This window comes from Parafannyhessea sp. LCP19S3_B1 (assembly GCF_052121955.1).
Classification (GTDB): domain Bacteria; phylum Actinomycetota; class Coriobacteriia; order Coriobacteriales; family Atopobiaceae; genus Parafannyhessea.
Genome location: NZ_JBQKDH010000014.1, coordinates 16,422 through 37,756, shown reverse-complemented (window position 1 = coordinate 37,756; position 21,335 = coordinate 16,422). Strand labels below are relative to the sequence as shown.

At 58.6% G+C, this 21,335-nt stretch carries 19 protein-coding genes and 1 CRISPR repeat array; of the genes, 6 read left to right on the top strand and 13 right to left on the bottom strand.

Annotation, left to right across the window (positions count from 1 at the left end; all coding sequences use genetic code 11):
* Positions 1 to 53: 53 nt before the first annotated feature.
* The 3 genes from ACTQWE_RS08730 to ACTQWE_RS08720 form a co-directional block, all read right to left on the bottom strand.
* Complete coding sequence (locus ACTQWE_RS08730; protein ID WP_441856272.1) at positions 54 to 893, bottom strand: DegV family protein; 840 nt, start codon at positions 891 to 893, stop codon at positions 54 to 56.
* Between the two features lie 119 nt (positions 894 to 1,012).
* Complete coding sequence (locus ACTQWE_RS08725) at positions 1,013 to 1,465, bottom strand: MarR family winged helix-turn-helix transcriptional regulator (RefSeq protein WP_441856273.1); 453 nt, start codon at positions 1,463 to 1,465, stop codon at positions 1,013 to 1,015.
* A 337-nt stretch (positions 1,466 to 1,802) separates the two neighbouring features.
* On the bottom strand, positions 1,803 to 1,991 hold the full coding sequence (locus ACTQWE_RS08720) for a twin-arginine translocase TatA/TatE family subunit (RefSeq protein ID WP_304215424.1): 189 nt from the start codon (positions 1,989 to 1,991) through the stop codon (positions 1,803 to 1,805).
* 364 nt (positions 1,992 to 2,355) lie between these two features.
* Here ACTQWE_RS08720 and ACTQWE_RS08715 point away from each other — a divergent pair, with 364 nt between their 5' ends.
* Positions 2,356 to 3,054 (top strand): YoaK family protein, encoded by a 699-nt coding sequence (locus ACTQWE_RS08715; RefSeq protein ID WP_304215425.1) that lies wholly within the window; start codon positions 2,356 to 2,358, stop codon positions 3,052 to 3,054.
* Positions 3,055 to 3,274: 220 nt separating this feature from the next.
* A complete protein-coding gene (locus ACTQWE_RS08710; RefSeq protein ID WP_441856275.1) occupies positions 3,275 to 4,435 on the top strand; it encodes an iron-containing alcohol dehydrogenase in 1,161 nt (386 codons plus the stop codon).
* 163 nt (positions 4,436 to 4,598) lie between these two features.
* Here the strand turns inward: ACTQWE_RS08710 and ACTQWE_RS08705 are convergent, their stop codons facing one another.
* Both ACTQWE_RS08705 and ACTQWE_RS08700 read right to left on the bottom strand, forming a co-directional pair.
* Positions 4,599 to 4,766 (bottom strand): hypothetical protein, encoded by a 168-nt coding sequence (locus ACTQWE_RS08705; RefSeq protein WP_441856277.1) that lies wholly within the window; start codon positions 4,764 to 4,766, stop codon positions 4,599 to 4,601.
* Positions 4,767 to 4,933: 167 nt separating this feature from the next.
* On the bottom strand, positions 4,934 to 5,563 hold the full coding sequence (locus ACTQWE_RS08700; RefSeq protein WP_441856279.1) for a lactate utilization protein: 630 nt from the start codon (positions 5,561 to 5,563) through the stop codon (positions 4,934 to 4,936).
* Between the two features lie 366 nt (positions 5,564 to 5,929).
* On the opposite strand from ACTQWE_RS08700, the gene ACTQWE_RS08695 reads away from it, so the two are divergent.
* The 3 genes from ACTQWE_RS08695 to ACTQWE_RS08685 all read left to right on the top strand — a co-directional run bounded on the left by ACTQWE_RS08695 (position 5,930) and on the right by ACTQWE_RS08685 (position 8,036).
* The gene (locus tag ACTQWE_RS08695; RefSeq protein ID WP_441856281.1) at positions 5,930 to 6,691 is read left to right on the top strand and encodes an AzlC family ABC transporter permease; all 762 of its coding nucleotides are present in this window, start codon (positions 5,930 to 5,932) and stop codon (positions 6,689 to 6,691) included.
* Complete coding sequence (locus ACTQWE_RS08690; protein WP_441856282.1) at positions 6,688 to 7,011, top strand: AzlD domain-containing protein; 324 nt, start codon at positions 6,688 to 6,690, stop codon at positions 7,009 to 7,011. The genes ACTQWE_RS08695 and ACTQWE_RS08690 overlap by 4 nt, the downstream gene beginning before the upstream one ends.
* A gap of 92 nt (positions 7,012 to 7,103) precedes the next feature.
* Positions 7,104 to 8,036, top strand: a complete 933-nt coding sequence (locus tag ACTQWE_RS08685) for a carbon-nitrogen hydrolase family protein (protein ID WP_441856284.1) — start codon at positions 7,104 to 7,106, stop codon at positions 8,034 to 8,036.
* A 13-nt stretch (positions 8,037 to 8,049) separates the two neighbouring features.
* Positions 8,050 to 10,644: direct repeats of the CRISPR family, unit length 33 nt; unit sequence ATTTCAATCCACGCCCCTCATACGAGGGGCGAC.
* A 171-nt stretch (positions 10,645 to 10,815) separates the two neighbouring features.
* Here ACTQWE_RS08685 and cas2 read toward each other — a convergent pair.
* From cas2 to ACTQWE_RS08645, 8 genes are all read right to left on the bottom strand, one after another.
* Positions 10,816 to 11,106, bottom strand: a complete 291-nt coding sequence (gene cas2, locus ACTQWE_RS08680; RefSeq protein WP_441856286.1) for a CRISPR-associated endonuclease Cas2 — start codon at positions 11,104 to 11,106, stop codon at positions 10,816 to 10,818.
* A gap of 10 nt (positions 11,107 to 11,116) precedes the next feature.
* Complete coding sequence (gene cas1c, locus ACTQWE_RS08675; RefSeq protein ID WP_441856288.1) at positions 11,117 to 12,148, bottom strand: type I-C CRISPR-associated endonuclease Cas1c; 1,032 nt, start codon at positions 12,146 to 12,148, stop codon at positions 11,117 to 11,119.
* Complete coding sequence (gene cas4 / locus ACTQWE_RS08670) at positions 12,145 to 12,795, bottom strand: CRISPR-associated protein Cas4 (protein WP_441856290.1); 651 nt, start codon at positions 12,793 to 12,795, stop codon at positions 12,145 to 12,147. Before cas4 ends, cas1c begins: the two co-directional genes overlap by 4 nt.
* Positions 12,796 to 12,808: 13 nt before the next feature.
* Positions 12,809 to 13,711, bottom strand: a complete 903-nt coding sequence (gene cas7c, locus ACTQWE_RS08665; RefSeq protein WP_441856292.1) for a type I-C CRISPR-associated protein Cas7/Csd2 — start codon at positions 13,709 to 13,711, stop codon at positions 12,809 to 12,811.
* 1 nt (position 13,712) lies between these two features.
* On the bottom strand, positions 13,713 to 15,470 hold the full coding sequence (cas8c, locus tag ACTQWE_RS08660) for a type I-C CRISPR-associated protein Cas8c/Csd1 (RefSeq protein WP_441856294.1): 1,758 nt from the start codon (positions 15,468 to 15,470) through the stop codon (positions 13,713 to 13,715).
* Positions 15,470 to 16,156, bottom strand: coding sequence for a type I-C CRISPR-associated protein Cas5c (gene cas5c, locus ACTQWE_RS08655; protein ID WP_170104763.1), 687 nt, complete (start codon positions 16,154 to 16,156; stop codon positions 15,470 to 15,472). The genes cas8c and cas5c overlap by 1 nt, the downstream gene beginning before the upstream one ends.
* A gap of 224 nt (positions 16,157 to 16,380) precedes the next feature.
* Positions 16,381 to 18,699 (bottom strand): CRISPR-associated helicase Cas3', encoded by a 2,319-nt coding sequence (gene cas3, locus ACTQWE_RS08650; protein ID WP_441856296.1) that lies wholly within the window; start codon positions 18,697 to 18,699, stop codon positions 16,381 to 16,383.
* 76 nt (positions 18,700 to 18,775) lie between these two features.
* The gene (locus tag ACTQWE_RS08645; protein ID WP_441856298.1) at positions 18,776 to 20,728 is read right to left on the bottom strand and encodes a CRISPR-associated endonuclease Cas3''; all 1,953 of its coding nucleotides are present in this window, start codon (positions 20,726 to 20,728) and stop codon (positions 18,776 to 18,778) included.
* 119 nt (positions 20,729 to 20,847) lie between these two features.
* On the opposite strand from ACTQWE_RS08645, the gene ACTQWE_RS08640 reads away from it, so the two are divergent.
* On the top strand, positions 20,848 to 21,108 hold the full coding sequence (locus ACTQWE_RS08640) for a hypothetical protein (RefSeq protein ID WP_441856300.1): 261 nt from the start codon (positions 20,848 to 20,850) through the stop codon (positions 21,106 to 21,108).
* Positions 21,109 to 21,335: the final 227 nt, after the last annotated feature.

The following is a 21,335-nucleotide window of genomic DNA, read 5'->3' as shown; positions in this document are numbered from 1 at the left end:
TGTACCCCTTGCGGGCGCGGCGCGGACATCCGGGCAAGAGGGCCGGCCGAGCGCTACTCCCGCTCGAAGTACGCGACGGCGATGGCACCGGGACCCACGTTCGTGCCGATGGTGGCGCCCACGCTACAGATGGGCAGCGCGTCCACGATGCCCTCCCACAGGTCGCTGGAGTCGCGCACGTACTTCTTGAGCATGGCCTCGCCGCCGGCGGTGCATGCGAGCGAGAAGGGCATGGCAAAGTCGATGGGATGCTCTCCCACAAGCTCAACCAGCAGGTTTCTTGCGTTCTTGGAGCCGCGCGCCTTGCCCAGCAGCTCCACCTCGCCGTTCGCCATGGTGACGACTGGCTTCAGCGCAAGCAGCGCGCCCGCCGCCGCTGCCGCAGACCCAATGCGCCCGCCGCGACGCAGGTACTCCAGGGTGTCCAGCAGGGCGAGCATGTGCACGCGGGAGCGCGCCCGCTCAAGCTGCGCCGCGATGTCCGCCGCGGGAAGGCCCCGCTCCGCCAGCATGAGCGCGTACTCCACCAGCACGCGCTCGCCGATGCACGCGTTGAGGGAGTCGACCACGTGCACGTCGCCTCGTCCCTCCGCCGCGAGGCGCGCGCTCTGGCACGTCGCAGAGACCTTTGACGAGAGCGCCACGACCACGACGTCCTCCCCCGCCGTCCGCGCCTCGTCGTACGCCTGGGCGAACACGCCCGGCGACACCGCCCCCGTGGTGGGAAGCTCGTCGGACTCAACCAACAGGTCGAAGAACCGCTCGTGCGTGAGGTCGACGCCGTCGTGGTACACGGTGTCGCCAAACGCCACCGTCATGGGCAGCACGGTGAGGTTGGGGTTGGGGAAATCCACGATGTCCGATGCGGAGTCCGTGATGATGCGAGTGGCCATGGCCGCTCCTTTCGCGCCCTGGTTTCCTGTCTTTAGGTTGTATTTCGGATGTCTTTGCGACGCCTGCGCCCGCTCGGCCCGCGCCGCCCGCGCTTGCGGGACCGCCGCCGCGCCGCGGCCTAGATGCGCTCGAGCGACTCCAGCACCTGCGTCAGCCACGTGTACATGCGCTCGCGCTCCTTGGGACCTATGTCCGCGCTCGCCTCGCACACCACGTCGCTTATGATCTGGTCCATCTCGAGCGCCGCCTTGCGGCCCGCCTCCGTGAGCAAAACCGGCGCACGGTATCTGGACCCGCGCGCCTTGGCGTCCTCGCTCGCGTGTCCGCGCTCGATCAGGCCCTGCGCCTCCAGCCGCGACACGATGCGCGTCACGGCGGCGCGGTCCTGTCGCATCAGGCGCGCCAGGTCCGCCTCCGTAAGGTCCCCGTCCTCATGGGCCAGGTAGTACAGGACCATGGTGTCGGTCCCGCGCAGGCCAAGCGACGCCATCTTCTGCGTCTTGATGCGTCCGACCTCCTTGTTGAGCGCATAGATCACGCCCACGAAGTTCTCGAACCTCTGGTTAGCCACGCTCTTCTCCCCTGCTCGGCCCTCGCGGGCGGAACTTTCCACCAGGTGCACGAGCCTGATTCTACCATGCGCGCACGCATGCCCTTGTTGACTTGTCAACATAATAGCAGCGTCGGTTGGATTCGACACTGTTGTTGCGTTGTCAACATCTTCAACACAATCGAGGTGGCAAGCATTGTTGCAAGAATCGCGAACTCCAGCATGGCAACGCGCCCCCAGCAGGACCATCCCGCCGAGGGCACATACCTTGATTTAGCCTTTCGTCTTAGTGAGGGCGAGAAGGGCGCGACACCTTGATGGTCACCTTATGCCACGTTCCGCGCTCCGTCGCACTAGCCTACTGCCTGTCGGCGTCCGCCACGGAGTCATGTACGATTGCGGTCTCGTCGTCGCCGACGCCGTCCATGCCGTCGCGAACGTTCTTGACCGTCTTGCCAAGCGCGTTTCCCAGCTGGGGCAGCTTGTTGGGGCCGTAGATTAGCAGCAGCGCAAACAAGGCTGCCATGATGAGGTGGTCGGGATTCATATCTTCCTGCCTTTCTGACGAGGACCTCGGACGTCCCGTCCGTCCCCAAGATCGTAGGCCCAGCGCTGCCATAGGTAAAATACAAGTATTTGCTTCATCCATATACTGTTTGTATGGGAGCTGAATCTACTTGCAGCTACCTGCGCAATGGCGGCACGTAGCGATATCGCAACTACCGACCATACGTACAACGACAACTCTCTACGACTGGCCACAACGCTACTTTCGCAACAATTTCACTACCGCCCGCCTTATTCAGCTTGACTGTAGTATCTTTCTCTCTCGTCTATCAGTTGTTTTGCCAAGAGTCGCGACACGCCGTGCAACGCCAGCGAGCGGCCGTCGCCAACAGAAGGAAGCAAGCATGAACCTGCTCAGGAAGCGCGCATCCCAGACATCGGAGTCCGTTTGGCTCGCAATGGTCCTCGCCTGCTCCGGCGGTCTCATGGACGCGTACTCCTTCCTGGGGCGCGACAAGGTCTTCGCCAACGCGCAGACCGGAAACCTCCTGCTCTTGGGCGTGAACATCTCCACCGGCGCGTGGCAGAACGTGCCGCACTACCTCTGCCCCATCGTCGGGTTCGCGGCGGGATGCGCCGTCGCGCACGAGATTCGCCTCCGCAAGGGTCGCGGGATGCACTGGCGCCAGATCGTCGTCGCGGCGGAGGCCGTCCTGCTCGTCGCGGTCTCGCTCATGCCGGGCTCCGTCAACCTCGTCGCCAACAGCCTCACGTCCCTTGCCTGCGGCATGCAGGTGCAGGCCTTCCGCAAGCTGCACGGCCGCCCGTTCGCCACGACCATGTGCATCGGCAACCTGCGCAGCGGCACGCAGGCGCTCGTGAGCTACGTGCACCAGCGCCGTCGCCGCGACCTCCGCACGGCGTTCTTGTACTACCTCGTGATCCTCACCTTCGTCTGCGGCGCGATCCTTGGCAACTTCCTGCTGGGCGCGTTCTCCCTGCACGCGATCATGGCCAGCAGCCTGTTCCTTCTTGTTGCCTTCTTCCTCATGTTCGAGGACCGCGAGCACGAGCATCCCGCGACGCAGGCGCAGGGCAGGTAGCCCGAAGGCAGTCCGCCCATCCGCGCCCCAGCGCTTCTCGCCCGCGCGCCCGCGCTCGTCGCGCTCGTCGCGCTCGTCGCGCGCAGGCCACCGCCCGCGCATCTTGCAGACATCTGCTTCTATAACTGGGTATAACGAATCTGTTCATGGCATAGCCCGGCCGCGCTGCCGGGCGTCGTGGCGCGAGGGCGTGCGCCGCGGCCGGACCCTAAGGAGCAGCATGTATAACTTCACGTTCCACGTTCCCACCACCATCCACTTTGGCAAGGGCCAGATCTCGCACCTGGCGGAGCTCGCCAACTACGGCAGCCGCGCGCTCCTGTGCTACGGCGGTGGCTCCATCAAGCGCAACGGCATCTACGACCAGGCGCTCTCCATCCTTAAGGATGCCGGCGTCCAGGTGTTCGAGCTTTCCGGCGTGGAGCCCAACCCGCGCATCCAGACCGTGCGCCGCGGCGTCGAGCTCTGCCACCAGAACGACATCCAGATGGTGCTCGCCATCGGCGGCGGCTCCACCATCGACTGCGCCAAGGTGGTCGCCGCCGGCGCAAAGTACGATGGCGACGCGTGGGACCTCGTGATCAAGCCGGAGCTCATCAAGGACGCCCTCCCGATCTTCTCGGTCCTCACCCTTTCCGCCACGGGCTCGGAAATGGATGCGTTCGCCGTAATATCCGATATGACCAAGAACGAGAAGTGGGGCACCGCCGGCGAGTGCCTCAAGCCCACCATGTCCGTGCTCGACCCCACGTACACGTTCTCCGTCCCGGCGCGCCAGACCGCTGCCGGCACCGCGGACATGATGAGCCACACGTTCGAGAACTACTTCAGCATGGACGAGGGCGCCTACGTGCAGAAGCGCATGGCCGAGGCTCTGCTTAAGACCATGATCCACTACGGGCCCATCGCGCTTGCCCACCCGGACGACTACGACGCGCGCGCAAACCTCATGTGGGCGGCCAGCCACGCCATCAACGGCCTGGTGGGAGACGGCTGCTCCCCCGCGTGGTGCGTCCACCCCATGGAGCACGAGCTCTCTGCGTTTTATGACATAACTCATGGCGAGGGCCTCGCCATCCTCACGCCCGCGTGGATGGAGCACGTGCTGAGCGCGGACACCGTCGCCCTCTTCGCGACGTACGGCCGCAACGTCTGGGGCCTCACCGGCACGGAGGACGAGGCCGTCGCGCGCGAGGCCATCGTCCGCACGCGCGAGTTCTTCACGCAGACCATGCACATGCCGGCGACCCTTCGCGAGGTGGGCATCACGGACGAGAAGAACTTCGAGGTCATGGCCCAGAAGGCTGCCGATGGCTGCAAGGGCTCCTTCGTCCCTCTGTCGAAGGACGACATCGTCGAGATCTACCGCGCCGCCCTGTAGGAACCGCCTCGGGCGCAAGCCCCTCGAACGCGCGACAGGCACGTGATAGACAACGCACCGGTCATGGTACCAACCATGGCCGGTGCGTTCTTCTCGCCATCTTGCGCGTGACTTTCCTTGCGCGTAACTTTCGCGCACGGGCGTCGGCTAAATCGGGCGGGCGTCAGCGGCTGCGCCCGTGGCCGTACCTGCGATGGCGACGGTCGCGGCGCCCAAAGATGTTCCTGGACTCCATCGCGTCCGATCCGTCGCCGATCACCACGATCAGAAACAGCAGGCCGCTCACCGCCACGAACAACAGGTTCTCGACAAACTCCTGGGCGATTCCCATGGTTGCTCCCATCTTTTGGCGCCGTAGTCCGCGGCGCATTCCCTTTGACGACCATATGGTCTTACAGGGACGACGGAGCTGCCATAGGACCTGCTTACGGCCACCTTACGACTTCGTAAGGTTCGTGCACGGCGCGACGTTCGAGCCGCGCTCATGCAGTGTCCGGTCTAGAACCCCAGGTTGTCGTTCACCAGGATCACGTGCATGCGGCCGGGGTGGTGGCTGAAGCGCGTGATCAGGAAGTTGCAGCAGATGGTGTCCTCGGACTTGCAGTTGGCGCACGCGCCCGTCTTGCAGCACGGCGTGTTGAGGTTAAAGCGCTGCGCGTTGATGGGCGCGGCCACGTTGCGCGCACGCTTGATGGCGCCGTCCAGGTCGCCGCAAACCTTGTTCATCCCCACGATGAAGAGCACGTGGCGCGGCCCCTGCGCAATGGCGCTCACGCGGTTGGAATTGCCGTCGATGTTCACGATCACGCCGTCGTTCGTGATGGCGTTCGCGCTCGCCACGAACACGTCCGCGTCGTAGGCCGCGAGCATGGCCGCGCGCTTGTCCTTCATCTTGTCGCGGTCGATGAAGTTGTAGTTTCCGGTGGTCAGGGCATCGGTCAGGCCGATCTCGCGCGCGCTGGTGCACCCGCCCATGGTGACAGTCGAACCCTCGCCTATGAACGCGAGCGCCTCCTGCAGCGCCTCCTCCCTGGTTGCCGCGTACTCCGCCTTGATGTTCCTCCTGGCAAGCCCCTTGATGACGGTCTGGGCCAAGAGCTCGTTGCGCTTGGTGAGGTTCTGATCCATACGCTCCCCCTAACACGGGCGGCGCGCAGCGAAGGCGCGCCGCATTTCTCCCCTGTCACGATTCTACGCGCACGGAGGACCGCGCGCCAAAGCAAGCAGCCCAGGCGGCCGGCGCGGCGCACCCCTAGGAGCAGGGATGCGCGCGGCAAGAAGAGTGCTAGAGAAGATCCTCGCGCAGGTTCTGCACCCCGCGTGCAAACCGCGCGCCCGCGGGCGGGACCTCGGCCCCAAGCCGTCCAAAATGCGAAGAGCCTGTAACAATGCGACCCCTCCCGCGCACCGCCGTGCCCGCCGCGCGTACCATGCAACAACCGCCCGCGACGCGGGCTCGATTCACGGCACGACTCACGCCAAGGGGGGGTGCGTATGAGACGAGAGGTCATCTCGGCCGCATGGCCGGTCATGGTCTCGTACGTCGCCGTCGGCCTGCCGTGCGGCGTGCTCGCCGCAAAGGCCGGCATGGGCCCGCTCCAGAACTTCGTGCTCGCCCTCACGTTCCTGTCCGGCGGCGGGCAGTTCATGATGAGCAACCTGTGGCTCGCCGGCGTCCCCCTGGGATCGATCGTGGCGTCCGTCGCCGCGGTGTCCACCCGCTTCGCGCTCTACTCCGCGTCGCTCGCCCCCTACCTGGAGCGCTTCGGGCGACGCAGCGCGCTCGCCATCTCGTGCAGCTACACGGAGGAGGCGTACGGCATCACGCTGGACAAGCTCGCCAGCGGGGCCGCGTGGTCCGCGCGGGACGCCCTCGCGCTCAACCTCTGCGTGCAGCTCACGTGGGCCGCGTCGTGCGCGGCCGGCGCGGCGCTCGGCGCAATCGTGAACGTCCCCACCGCCATCGCGGGCTTCGCGATGACGTCGCTCTTCATCTACCTGCTGTGGGCGCAGCCGCACACCCGTCCCACGGCCGCGGCGGCAGCGGCGGCAGCGCTCACGGTCGCCGCGTGCAAGTGGGCGGGAGCCGCCGGAGTCGCCGTGCCTGTCGCAGCACTCTTAGGAGTCGCGGCCGGCCTCGCCGCAGGCGCGCTCCCCCACGCGCGCCGCGGGCGCCATAACCGCCACGAGCTCAACCACGAACGCCCCGCAGCCGCGGCGAATGCGCCCACGGGCGAGAAGGACGGTCCCCGATGACCCAATCCCAGTTCCTGATCCTGTGGCTGTCCTCGTTCGCGTTCATCCTGGCGTGCCGTGTGCTTCCGGCGCTCGCGCTCAGAGGGCGTCCGCTCTCGCCGCGCGTGACGGAGGCCCTCGGCTACATCCCGCCGGCGGCATTCGCCGCGCTCGTCGCAAACGACCTGCTCTCCCCCACCATGTTCGATGCGGGCGTCTGGCACGGCCTCATGCCCATAGCCGCCGCCGGCATCGTCGTGCTCGTGGCGTGGCGCACGCGCTCCATGCTGTGGTGCTGCGTCGCCGGCGTCGCGGCATACGTGCTTCTCTCGCTCGTATAGCACCGCCGGCCAGCACCGCCGAACGCCGGCCTCGCGCGCCACCGGCCCCGCGCCCGGCAAGTCCACAACCCACCACCCGCAAAGGAGCCCGCATGAAAGACCTGCAAGACACCTGCAAGATCGCCATCGTCCAGTCGCGCCCGCGCCCGTTCGATCGCGACGCCTGCCTCGCCGGCGCAATCGACGCCATCGAGCGCGTCGCCCAGGAGCGCCCAAGCGACCTCGTCGTCCTGCCCGAGCTGCTCATTCCCGGCTACCCGCACGGCCTCACGTTTGGCTTCGTCGTCGGTGCGCGCGAGCCCGGCAGCCGCGAGCTCTGGAAGCGCTACTACGACAGCTCCGTGGTCGTCGGCGGCCCGGAGTGCCAGGCGCTCGCGGACGCCGCCAGACGCACGGGGGCGTGGGTGAGCGTCGGCGTGTCAGAGCGCGATGCCACGTCCGGCACCCTCTATAACAGCAACATGATCTTCTCGCCCGAGGGGCGCCTCGACGCGTTGCACCGCAAGCTCAAGCCCACCGGGGCGGAGCGCCTGGTGTGGGGCGACGCGCAGGACCACTTCTTCCCCGTGAGCCAGACGCCGTGGGGTCCCATGGGCACGCTCATCTGCTGGGAGAACTTCATGCCGCTCGCACGCGCGGCACTGTACCAGAAGGGCGTCAGCATCTACCTCGCGCCCAACACCAACGGCAACCCGGAGTGGCAGGCCACGGTGCAGCACATCGCAATCGAGGGCCGCTGCTACGTGGTGAACTGTGCCCCGTACATCGTGCGCGACGACTACCCGGCGGACCTGCGCGCCACGGACGAAGTCAGCCGACTGCCAGAGGTGGTCTACCGCGGCGGCAGCTGCGTGGTGGACCCGGCCGGCCACTACGTCCCCGGCGCCGAGCCCCTGTGGGACACCGATGGCATCCTGTACGCAACGCTCGACATGCAGCAGGTTGCCGCAAGCCGGTGGGAGTTCGACCCCATCGGCCACTACGCGCGCCCTGACGCCGTGCGCCTCGTGGTGAACGACATCTAAGGAGCATAAAAGTATTTCAATCCACGCCCCTCATACGAGGGGCGACAGTACGCCCACTGCGGGATGGACGCGAGCCACAATTTCAATCCACGCCCCTCATACGAGGGGCGACTTTCCAGCGTTAATCATCTTTTGCCACCGATGGAAATTTCAATCCACGCCCCTCATACGAGGGGCGACCGCCCGCTCACCGCCACGCGCAGGCCCTTGCGGAGATTTCAATCCACGCCCCTCATACGAGGGGCGACGAGCGTCGGGTCGCTGGACTCCTCGCTGAAGCGCATATTTCAATCCACGCCCCTCATACGAGGGGCGACTTGTGGCTCTTGATCCAGTCCGCGATGCCGCCGACATTTCAATCCACGCCCCTCATACGAGGGGCGACGCGGCGCGAGGAGCGCGTCAAACCGCTTCGGCGTATTTCAATCCACGCCCCTCATACGAGGGGCGACGAAACGGGAGGTGCGACAAGTGGCGATACAGATGCATTTCAATCCACGCCCCTCATACGAGGGGCGACCCGTACGACGCGATGGTCGGCAGCTGCGACGCGAATTTCAATCCACGCCCCTCATACGAGGGGCGACTCTCGTCTCCGCCTTGGAACGACTTCGCGCTCGTATTTCAATCCACGCCCCTCATACGAGGGGCGACGCGGCCAGCATCGCGGCGGATGACGCCATGACGGAATTTCAATCCACGCCCCTCATACGAGGGGCGACGACTGCTCCGATGTGGACTGGCGCGACCACGAGCTATTTCAATCCACGCCCCTCATACGAGGGGCGACCTCCGTCATGTACTCGGTCTTTCTCTCTGTGGCATTTCAATCCACGCCCCTCATACGAGGGGCGACATGAGCTTCTTCTTCATCTTGTACTCGGGCGTCTTATTTCAATCCACGCCCCTCATACGAGGGGCGACGGCCGCGTGGGGCAACGTCGGCGACGCCATCACATTTCAATCCACGCCCCTCATACGAGGGGCGACCACGCTGAGGGACGGTAGCCTGCTCCGGACGCTATTTCAATCCACGCCCCTCATACGAGGGGCGACTGCGGCGTTGCGGTACTTCCCCGACGCGCCCTTCGAATTTCAATCCACGCCCCTCATACGAGGGGCGACTCAGTCCGGCAGCGCCTTCGAGGTGCTGGACGCATTTCAATCCACGCCCCTCATACGAGGGGCGACCAATCACACGGGCAGCTTCAGTATCACGCAGCACAATTTCAATCCACGCCCCTCATACGAGGGGCGACTGGGTTGGTCCTTCGGGTTCTACGACCGAGACGTATTTCAATCCACGCCCCTCATACGAGGGGCGACACGCGCGCCGTGAACCTCTCCAACGCGGAGTGGTCGAAATTTCAATCCACGCCCCTCATACGAGGGGCGACACGAACCACCTGGTGTGCCTAGGCAAGGGCGACCTATTTCAATCCACGCCCCTCATACGAGGGGCGACAGGGCGGGGGATTTTCTCATTACATTTTGTAATATTTCAATCCACGCCCCTCATACGAGGGGCGACGCACGAGCGGCCCGTTGTCCTCTCCCAACTCAATATTTCAATCCACGCCCCTCATACGAGGGGCGACGGCAACCTCAGCGCCAACCTGACAAAGCACGGCTGATTTCAATCCACGCCCCTCATACGAGGGGCGACGACCTGCGCTCTCGTGACGTAGGCGACGAACGCATTTCAATCCACGCCCCTCATACGAGGGGCGACCATCGCTAGTCCTCCCCCTTCTCGCCATTCGAGCAATTTCAATCCACGCCCCTCATACGAGGGGCGACTACCCGCGATTGTCGCGAGGTCGCGAACCGTCATATTTCAATCCACGCCCCTCATACGAGGGGCGACCAGGTGCGCAAGGCAGGACACAAGCTGCGCATCGAATTTCAATCCACGCCCCTCATACGAGGGGCGACGCTTGTACAAAGTGCCCCTGCATCCGTCAAGCTCATTTCAATCCACGCCCCTCATACGAGGGGCGACAGCCGCACGGGCATACAAGCGACCGCGCTCGTGATATTTCAATCCACGCCCCTCATACGAGGGGCGACATGCAGGAGGCCCTGAACGCAGGGCGATTCTAAAGATTTCAATCCACGCCCCTCATACGAGGGGCGACGGAGGCGGCTGGTGGTCTGTCGGTCCGCTTGTAGATTTCAATCCACGCCCCTCATACGAGGGGCGACCGTTCTCGCGACGCTTCCTGTCCTCGTCCTTGGTATTTCAATCCACGCCCCTCATACGAGGGGCGACGACCTACACTGGCAACCTCAGCGCGAACCTGACCAAATTTCAATCCACGCCCCTCATACGAGGGGCGACATACCTGAGTCTTTCTACCTTCTCCGTTGCTCTTATTTCAATCCACGCCCCTCATACGAGGGGCGACGTAACAAGTACATTAACAAGTACAAGTACTAAAATTTCAATCCACGCCCCTCATACGAGGGGCGACTCAATGCCTGCTTTGGCGGCTTCGAGTGGGTCAGATTTCAATCCACGCCCCTCATACGAGGGGCGACCTCACGACAGGACGGCAGAGATGTCCAAGGACGCATTTCAATCCACGCCCCTCATACGAGGGGCGACCGCAACATATTGTGCAATTGAAATCCAATGCACTATATGTTGTATCGCAATACAAAAGAAGTCTCGTCACATCCGAAAAAAGCTTCTCTCTCATATAAATATACGGCTTTCAAGGTGCGAAGGAGTCGTGTGAACCCTGATTGCCCAAGGTTCGCACCTCATGGATGCCGCCTACAGCGCAAGGAAGCCCTCTGGGTCATAACTTTTCTTGGCGCCCACTTGAGTGATCCGGTTCTTGTAGTTATCGCCCAGGTTATAGAACCTCAAGCTGTCCACACTTTCATCTATAACCTTTATCAGTTCGTTCCTGAGTTCGGCCAGAGTGGCCGCATCTATATCACACTCAAAGACGGAATTTTGAACACGCTGTCCATACGCTACACAGATTCTGGCTACTTTTCGGAGCCGCTTTTGTCCAGCACTGGTTGTTGTATCCACATCGTATGCAATGACCACCAACATAAGGCACCCCCTACTTCCACAGGAAAGGTGGATAGCCGTCAATATCTCCCCGAATGTACTGGGCAACAAGCTGAGCTTGCACTACCGGTACAAGGCCCCATGGCATCTTCTCGCGTAAATATGGATGAGTAATGGTCTCCCGCTTCTTGGATTGCCAGGCATTAAATAGCAGCTTTCGCCCCTCATCGGTAAGAGTTACTTCACCTTCCTCGTGCTTCTCAAAATGCCTAGCCTTTACCGTGCGGTTATTGATGCATGTGACCACAAAGCGATCGACCATAACAGGTCGAAGCTCTTCCATACAGTCCAGAGCCAATGACCTCCTTCCTGGCCTATCAGTGTGCATGAACCCAATATAAGGATCCAAGCCCGCGCCCCTTAATGCTGATCCGCAGTCCAAAGCAAGCACGGTATAGAAAAGGGAAAGCATCGCATTAACTGGGTCGAGTGGAGGACGTTTGTTTCTGCCGTTGAAGATAAAGGCATCATCGGCATTCAAAATAAGTTCGCTAAACACCGAGAAGTACTCCGCCGCGGCATCTCCTTCGATACCCCGCAGTGTATCGATAGAAGTGCAATTCTCTATGGACTTCAAAGATTCGCTTAAATGCTGCGATATCCGTTGGAGCGAGTCAGTATCCACCCTTACGCCGTGATCACGTATGCATCTTTCGAGCACCCACTTTGAATTGAAGACCTTCCCCATGATGAAGTGCTTTGAAATCTCCAGCACACGCTTTTCGTTCACAGTCATAAGGCTTTGCGCATGCCGCAGTAGAACATTGCCCTTCGGCATTCCTGCAACATCTGCCAAAAACTTTCCGCGCGGAGTAAAGAAAGCAAGTTCAATGCCTTCTTCGGCGCACTTTCCCATGAGTGCTGGGCTTGCACCCATATATGAAAACGAATAGATGTTCGTTAGGGTATGCAACGGTACGCGACCCACTACCTCCCCAGAGCGTTTCGCAACGACATTCTCGTTATCAACGGTTAGGAAAAGGTCGTCAGACAGGATATATAACGTATTGCCCAGGCGTCTCATATCGACCCCTTCAGCATCTCATCCATGTAGGTTTTCACGTCTCGGGTCTTAGGCATGCAGATGTCAAAGAGTGAGCACGACTTGCAGGCCTTGCCAAACTTAGCTTTTGGAATCCAATGCTTGTCGTACAAGCTATGCATCTCGGCAAAGCTCTTCCTTACAGTGCTGCGCAAGTCATCGGTCATGTCCACTTTCTCCCGTGATCTTGTTTCACCGTAATAGAGATAAGCATAGGGAATATTAGACGCGCACATTTCTTCTAAGCATATGGCCTGAGCTACAAGCTGCAGACGATCGGCATCACTTGTTTTCGAGTGACCACGCTTATATTCAACAGGGGTTTCGGTCCAAAGGCCATCCTCCCCGTAGAGAGGATGGCCTTGTTTTGACCTATGAAACTCCACCACATCGCACTGCCCAACCACGCCCATAGTCGAAGAATGCACCGTGAGACCGCGCACGACGATGGTATCCCCTCGATGCTCTCGAATAGACTGGTCATGGGCACGCTTGTGCATGATATTGCCATCCACGGTCAGAACGTTTTCTTTCCATTCCCCAGCGATGTGAATGAGACCCCACTGACGACGGCAGAAGCAGAAGTGTTGTATGCCCGAAAGCATCAGGAAGTCATCTTCGCTGTACATGGCATATACTCATCTAGACACGAGGCCAAAGTTGAAGTACCTCTACGCCCTCCGGAATTTTGCTTTGGTCAACAGAAATCGGCTCATAGTCCGTAAATGAGCGAGGACTGTCAACCCCCTCGCGTTTCTTTGTAGACACGGCATCGAATAGCTGGTAGGCCGGCGCATTGCCAAGGATAGAGTCGTGCTTGAATGCGATTAGCGAGCGAACTGCCATCATGCCACGTGCAGCCGATCGATCGTCCTCGAACATATTAATAATTGCGTCCCAAAGCAGTTCCAAATCATCGTTCGAGAAACCAGTGGTTTTCTGGGCAAGATTTGCAGAGATAAATCCCTCGCACCGGTAAAGAGCATACGGAATGATACTCTTGCGACCCATGCCGTTGTTCTTGTTCTCGGCATCCGCTTCGGTGGTAAGGGCCATGCGCGTAATAGTGACCTCCTGCTGAACGATGGGGTCAACACTGCGTGCAAAAGTGAGCTGGACTGGCCCACGGACCTGGCCGCAGTTTAGGTTGTTCTTTACGAAGGTGGTCATTACCGCACCGAAGGTTCGAACGTCGAAGTAGGTCTTGCACATGCAGTCACGAATTTTGTTGTCGAGCTCAGGATCACTCTTTTTTAGCTTCTTGATATTGTTCGCATCAATTCCCAGCTTTTCGAAGGCGTGGGAATCTTTCTGATTGAGTGTCTCCCCACGCTTGATATAGATATCGTAGCCGGGAGCACCTTCTTTGAGCGTATCGACGTAATTGCGAATCTTCCGCTTCAGACAGACGTCTGTAACCAGCCCCAAGCCAGTCTCGGGGTCAACGCGAGGAAGGTTTCCGGCATCCGGGTCTCCATTCGGATTACCATTCATAACATCGAAATAAAGAACGAAATCATAGCGGTTCTTGATCGGCTCAGACATGTTACTTCTCCTTCTTCTCGGTGTTCTTGCTGGCATATTGCTCGTAGTAGCCAAGGAAAAACTCGCCTTGCTCGGTAAGATTCAAGCGTTTGGGGAAGCGCTCTACACGCTCAGCACCAATGAGTCCAGCTATTTGGTTCTTGTACCAGCTGGCCAAACCAGGCTTGTCGTGTCCAACCTTATTGAGATGTGCATTCGCAAGACGAAGCAGAATGGGATATACAAGCTCGGGCGTTACGCTGGCAGAGTTCATATATCGATTGGCAAGGTTCGATGAACCATTCGCCTGATATTGCAATGACTCAAGAATGGCAAAGAGCCTTCCAAGGTTATAGGAAATACTTGATGTATTTTCGTTTTCCGTCACGGTAATCTCCTCTCGGCTTAACCCAACGTTTTTCAGTAGATAGGCACGAATGAACGCAGCCCTGGTCCTGGTGACTTTTTTCGTCGGTTTCTCTTCGTCGTTTTGGCTCGCCCGAATGCGCTCAATTATCGATTGATACATTCCTTCGGGATATCGAGTGTTGTTGAGGATTGAGCGCATGAGAGGAGCACAGAACACCGACTCGTAAGCGGGCTTCTTTGAGCCGGGATTCTCAACAGCATGTAGCAGCGCATAGGGAGAAATAAATTCCTTCGCTGTGGGCGCATGCACGATTTTTATACGATCGTAGTGCTCCGCAATGTTCTCTACAAACTGTCCGAATGTACTTGATAAGAAGAACCGAACCGATATACGAGCTGCATTCGGTGCAAGCCCCACAATGAAGAAGGGAGAGTCAAGCTGAAGCCCAAATTCATCTAAGCTCCTGCCCGAAACCACCGACTTTACGATGCCGTCTAAGCGCTTTTGTTCAGAATCACTTCCAGACTGTAGGAGCATCAACTGGCTGAAGAATAATGAATTGCAGTCATCGCTTTCACGCGACCAGTAAGCAATTGTCATATCTCCAAAATATGCATGGTGAATGGGGCTGGCAAGCAGATAGTTCAGGGCAGTTCCATACGCCTGTGCCGCCTCTTTACTAACTGGCGCATTAAGGCCCTGCTCATTCTGATGCCCATAGCTTTCTCCGGCCGAGACATTGAAGCTGACCAACTGAGCTCCAGAGGACTGGGCATTCTTAACACCTTTAATTGATGGGTGGAGTACAGCGATGGGTTTCTTTTTCCCCGTTACCAGACAACGCATAACCTTATCGCCTTGCTGTGGTTTGCTGTAATAGTTTGACCAGGCAGATTGAATCGCCTCATCTGTGATGGGCTGCACTAACAAGCCATCAATTGACACACCAAAGAGTAGAAATCGTCCTGAAAAAACAAGCCCGGATGCCTCTGGACCAGAAAGTGCTACATTATCGCGCGCCTTCATGGGATCCCAGCTTCGATAAAACTTCTTTATCGCATTAGCGGCAGGAGAATTCACCCCATTAAGAACCTCTAGGTGAAGCTCTTTTGAGCTGCTGAACGCTTGCAGAGCTCGATCCGGCTTATCCTTATCATCGGCCCCAAGGAGATAACTAGAAGTATCACAGAGAAAGAACGGTTTAATTCCTGAGCTGCGAGTTTGATGCTCGGGAACAACCATGCTGACACCATGCGTATCCCCTGTAGACACAATCGAACGAATTTCTCCGTCTGGATTAAGAATCAGAAGTGCGCCCACTTTGCAGATTCCCCAGCCAGGATGAGCGATTTCATCGGGATGAGTTTGGAGAACTTGGTTGTAGTAGTCGTTGAGCTCAGATAGAAGCATTACCGATACACCTCGCTCTCTGCAACATCGATTACTCCATTGACCATGTGCGGACGATAAAACATCGGCACAATGTTCTGGTGGTCGCTATAGTCCATGTCGTAGAGCATGAACCCCAAATCTCGATCTGTTGGATTCCTTCCGGTGTAGTAGCCTTCAACTGGCTTGTCGTCTGGCCATGCTTTAAAGTTTGCAGGGAACTCACGGCAGCCAAGATATGGTTGCGAATAAAACTGACCTCGCGTGATTCTTCTTCTGAATATCTCGGCAAACTTGGCAGGGCTATCGCTTTCTGATGCCTTTACGGTCATCTCAAAGTGAAACTCAATCACATAGCGAACATCCATCAATATGAGAGACGCTCGCTGCAGTATGTCATTCTTTGCATTAATAGAAGGCAACTCAATACTACTAAGCTTAAGCGTGTCGGTTACAGCTTTTTTCATTCCTGAAGCATCCGCCTTACTTTTCACCTCATTTCGTCGAACGCTGGTGAACTTAATCGGATTCAAGACATGAATCTTGTCGATTACCACACGCATGCCTGGGTGCCAGTAGATGCTCTCAACCAAACCACGAGCAGCACTTGGGGTCGGGACATCGTATGTAACCCTCTCCACCGACATTTCGGGACGGGTGAAGAGAGCATAGTCTCCCCAGACATCGAGCTTGAATCCAAAGGACATTTGCGTACCTCCCTTCGTTGCTCTTTCTGTACTTAGAAGCATTATAGCATTTCTACTTCATGTTAGTTTATGTTAGGCATATGGTACTGAATCGAATGTGAACGTGAGCAATCAAAGGAAATGCCTTATAGTTTGTGGTGTCGCGTCATGGAAGCATTTCTCGTTGATGCGTGGATTGAAATATGTTGGTTTATGTTCTGGTGATTCATCCCGACCAAGGTAAGTCACCAGAACATGCCCTCTCCCTGTTGATCACCACAATCGAGACCTGTCTTATCCGAGTACCACTGCATGCTAGATAGGATATACGTGCCATTTGACTGTTCGACCTTGCCCGCCTGCACGAGCGTTTCGAGCGTATGTTGATACACCGAAACTGAATACCTGCTAATACGGCGCAGATCTCTTCGAGAAGCAATCCCATTCTTCACTCTGAAGACTTCATCTTCGATGTCACCATCAGGAACTATTACCGATGTTGACTTATCGTCTATGAACTTAAAGTCCTTCTCGGCAGAGTCAAATTGAATGGCGCAGCAAGCAGCGGCATTTCCGTTTGGACCGAAATTATTCTTTATGTTTATCCCTACGCTTAAATCTTCCAGAGCATTGCGTTCGTAATGAAGTGCGGATCTATATACGCTCTCCAAGTTGAGAAAATACCGCCTGATGTTCTCCAGGGAGCCGTAGTCCACAGAACCATCTTTGGAGACGGAAACCGTAGACGAGGTAATCCCCGCACGCTTCTTCACATCTTCAGGTAAACGATACAGCTGCCCAGTATCTGGGTTGGCACCTGAAGTAAATACGTACACCAAACTAGACTTGGAAGGTCGTTTTCCCTCGCGATTGCAACGGCCCGCAGCTTGAACAATAGAATCGAGTCCGGCAAGACTGCGGTACACCACGGGAAAGTCAAGGTCGACGCCCGCCTCAATCAAACTAGTAGACACCACCCTGCACGGAAGACCGGTTGAAAGCCTTTCGTTAATACGCTTCAGCATTCGCTGGCGATGCACGGGATACATAAGAGTAGAGAGGTGGAATACACTTTCCTGGTCACAGCGTCCCATTAAGCCATTAGCAATGTTTTTCGCCTGAGCTCTGCTGTTTACAACGCAGAGGACTTGCTCAGTCGTCGAAAGGCGAGACATCAGGCTATCGTCCGAGAGGCATCCGAGATTCTTGTATGTTACCCTTCCTAAACTTACAAAGAGCTCATCGCGATTCTTGGCTATTTCTTTGACCGTAAGCCCGTATTGAGCAAATTGCTCATCAAAAGCAGGCTGCGTTGCCGTGCAGAGCACTATAGAGCAGTGATAGTTGTTCACCAATTCAACCAAAACTCGAATGCAAGCATCCACGTTTTCCAGGGGGATTGCCTGAGCTTCATCCAAAATGATGACGCTATTGGCTATGTTGTGGAGCTTTCGACACCGAGACGTACCGCTTGCATAGAGGGACTCGAATAGCTGCACGTTTGTCGTAACTACTATTGGCATGTCCCAGTTCTCAGAGGCCAGCCGTAGATTTTTTCTTAGGGGGTCATCATCCAGTGCATCGAAGTTGAAGTTAGAGTGGTGCTCGAGAATGTTCTCGGTCGAGCCACTGTCGAGGTACTCCCGAAATTTTGCAGAGGTTTGTTCAATAATCGCGGTATATGGCTCGGCAAAGATGATTCGGTTCATACCGTTATGACATGCATGCTGCAGAGCGAAACGCAATGATGCCAACGTTTTTCCACCTCCGGTTGGCACCGTTAACGAGAAAACACCCGGTTCCATGGTTATCCCGGCATTGCGGCAATCATCCGAAACGCCGCACCTCAATTCATTGAGCATTCCCTTGGGTGGATAGAAGGATTGAACCTTCCGCTCAAAACGATCTCGCAACGCCTGAATGTCGTCAGTCGGAACCGCCTCTCGAGGCCGACCTTGCATAAATTCTTCCGTGCAAAGGAAATCCGCGTCGACTAAGCTACTGAAGCACATCCGGATAAAGAAGGAAACGGTAAACGACCTTTGAAGCGACTCGTTAATACCGTGAACAGTCTGCTTTGGACAGTTTTGAGCCTTGTTGAGTAGCTCGCTTTGGAGCGATGCCAATGAAGGAAGCTCATGCAGGACTATATTGCTCGCATGCGAATGGTAATCGGGAATTTTCCCCAAAGCAGCTTTCCTGAGTCTGCTGTACAAAGTTGCATCGCTTGTGGGCGAGCGCCAGTCGAGAAGTCCGCCATGGTGACCCGCTGCACAATAAGCCAGCCACGAAGCATCATTTTTAACCAGCTCGTATGCGCCAGCTGTTGAATGATCAACCTTGGGCCCATCGTCCCGGATTCTTCGCTGGAATTCACTTGAAAACTTGCCTATGTCATGAATCAAGCCAACTGCACGTCCCGATTGCTCAGCACCATACTCTTTAGAGAACTTGGCAGCAAGACTTGCAACTTCCATCAAATGTGTTTCAACAAGCTCTTCCGTCCCGTCCTCACGCAGATGAGCAATACAGCGCCGCTCTCCTTGAGATTTATTCTTACGCACAAGCGCCTTCCTCCCCAGGCAGATTTTGAGTAAGCTTGCAAGGATTTGTGCATCTAAGCAGTTTATGCACACAGAATTACTCGTTACACTGCAGCGTCTCACTTAATCCCCTGCGTTCACGTCTACAATAACGCCGCTCGCACTCCCCCTCACCCCTCTTGTGGCGATGCGTCCTGCCAAGTCGCTGAAGCAGCAGGTCGACGGGCGCAACGTCGGTCACAAGCAGGTCGAAGTCTATGTCCGGGGACTGCTCCAGAACCTGGGTCCCCACAACGGGAGCTGTTGCCCCAGTCGGCATCGCCGCATTGGCCGGCGCATCTTCCTGTTGCTTCTTCCTAAGGTAGGCGGGTAGCTTCTTTGCACGATGTCGCCTTTCCGCAACAGGAGTCGACGTTCCCTCGGACAGCCTTCGTCCAGACAGGTAAGCCTCCACCATGCTCCCCCGCTGCCCATCCGGCAATGTCGCGGAAAGCAGTATCGTCGGGACCCTCCAATAGCCCAGCCATTGCAGAAGCACGCCAAGGTACTGTCTCATGTACAGGTCGTACGCGTGGCACTCGTCGATCACCACGACCTTGTTCGCCAGCGCAAGCTGCCTCAGGGAGAGGTGCCTCATGTGCAGAGCGCCCATCAGCACCTGGTCAACGGTGCACACCACAAAGTTCGACAGCATGCCCTTCTTCCGGCCGTACATCCATGCGGAGACCGTCGCGCTCTCGGACGCAAACTCCCCCGCGTCGCCCTCGCGTCCGTTGCCCACAAGGCTCCGATGCCGCCTAGACTCCCTCACAAGCCCCTGGAACTCCTCGTTCAGGCCAGCCTTGCCGTGCGCAAGATAGATGTCCTTCTCCTCCACGTTCCCATCGCGCGGAAGCCTGTCAAGCCAGTCCCGCACGCGCGCGAACATCGCGTCCGTCGTCGCCATCGTCGGCAGCGCCACGCAGACGCCCCCCAGCCCCCGACGGCACGCCAGAAGCTCCGCGGCAGCCAACGCCGCCTCCGTCTTGCCTTCGCCCATGGGCGCCTCGATCACCATGAGCCCAGGATCCTTTGCGTCCCACGCAACCTGCTCGGCAGCCCTCTGAATGGGTCGCGGCTCGGCGCCACCCGGCAGCCCAAACCTATGCGAGAAGAACTCCCCAAACGGCTCCACGCAAGGCCTTGGCTCAGACCATGGCGCCGGGATATGAGCCTTCGACCAGGCGCGGTCGAGCCGGCTGCGCAGCGCCGCGGCGCCCATGTCGCCATCGGCGCCATAGAGGTCGAGCAGCGGGAACAGGTCGCAGTCGCTCGCAAGCCAGTCGCTTACGATCACCATGCCCGTAAGCAGGCTCTCCACCGCAACGTCAAGCGGGAGCCGTGCAAGGGTGCCCAGACGCTCGTCGTCGATTCCCGCAAGCCGTGCGGCATAGCCCACGAGCTCGTCCTGGGCCGCCTCCCAAACGTCGTGCCCTTCTCCGCCCCAGCCCAGCGCACGCAGGTCAAGACCACCGTCATGCAGGCGAGACCGCGTGGGAAAGTTGCCGTGATGAGCACCAACGATGCTGGGGAGCGATCGCCTTGCGGACGCGCCGCAAGGCGATGCGGCATACCGGCCAGAGTACCTCTCCAGTATCAGCTCGCCGGCAATCGGATGAGTTGGCTCGCGCTTCCCCACCAGGTCGCGATTCAGCACGAACCCCGCGCGCTCTGGCTTCCAGGCAATTCCCCGAGCGTCGCCCATGCCAAACGGCACGCCCTTCGCCTGGAACACCGGTGTCGCCTTTCCAACGTCGTGCACGCCCGCGAGAAACACAAGCAGGGTCCTGGCCAATGCATCGTTCCCATCATCAGCCCCGCCAACCGCCCTGGCAACGATCCCCCGTGTTGCCTTGGGCAGCCATCGATCCCACAGCCTGCCGGCCACACCGGCGGCATCGGCCATGTGCACGTACAGCGGGAGCCAGCACTCCCCCTCGCCGTAGTCCGACTTGCCCCACAGCGACCTCGCCGCCGCGGACAAGCTTCCAAACCCATCGGAACCCGCCATGGTCTCGTCCCCTTCGCGCCCACAAAGTCGGCGCACGCGCCATTGCCAACTGTCCCCCTAGACTGTGACACATCGAGTGGACATTAATTCGGGACGAGAAGAACTTCTCCGCGTCGCCGGTGCTCGGCTTCGCGGTGTTCGGCTTCGTGGGGCTCGGGTTCGAGGGGATCGGCTTCGTGGGGGTCGGGTTCGAGGGATTGGGCTCGGCGCTCTTCACCGGCTTGACCGTCAGCTGGATGACCTCGTCATCGGTCGCGACGGCATCCTTGCCATCAGCCAGCTGCACGCCCTTCCACGCGAAGCTGAACACCTTGTGCGTGCCCGCCTCGGACTCCGCGGTGGCGCCAAAGGAGGCGTCTACCATGCCCACGATGGTGTGATGGGCGCCAATCTCCGCATCCTTATCGAGTACGACGCCGGGCACGGTGAGCCTCATCCAGCCATCGCCGTCACCGGCGGCGTCCACGATTTTCTCCAGGTCGGAATAGGTCTTTATGGCAACAGGGTCGCTTAGGGCAAACGTCACGCTGACGGTCTTCCCGCTCACCTTGACTCGCTCACCTTGAAGCCGTCGCCAAAGCCGTGCATCGTCACCTTGCTCGCGTCG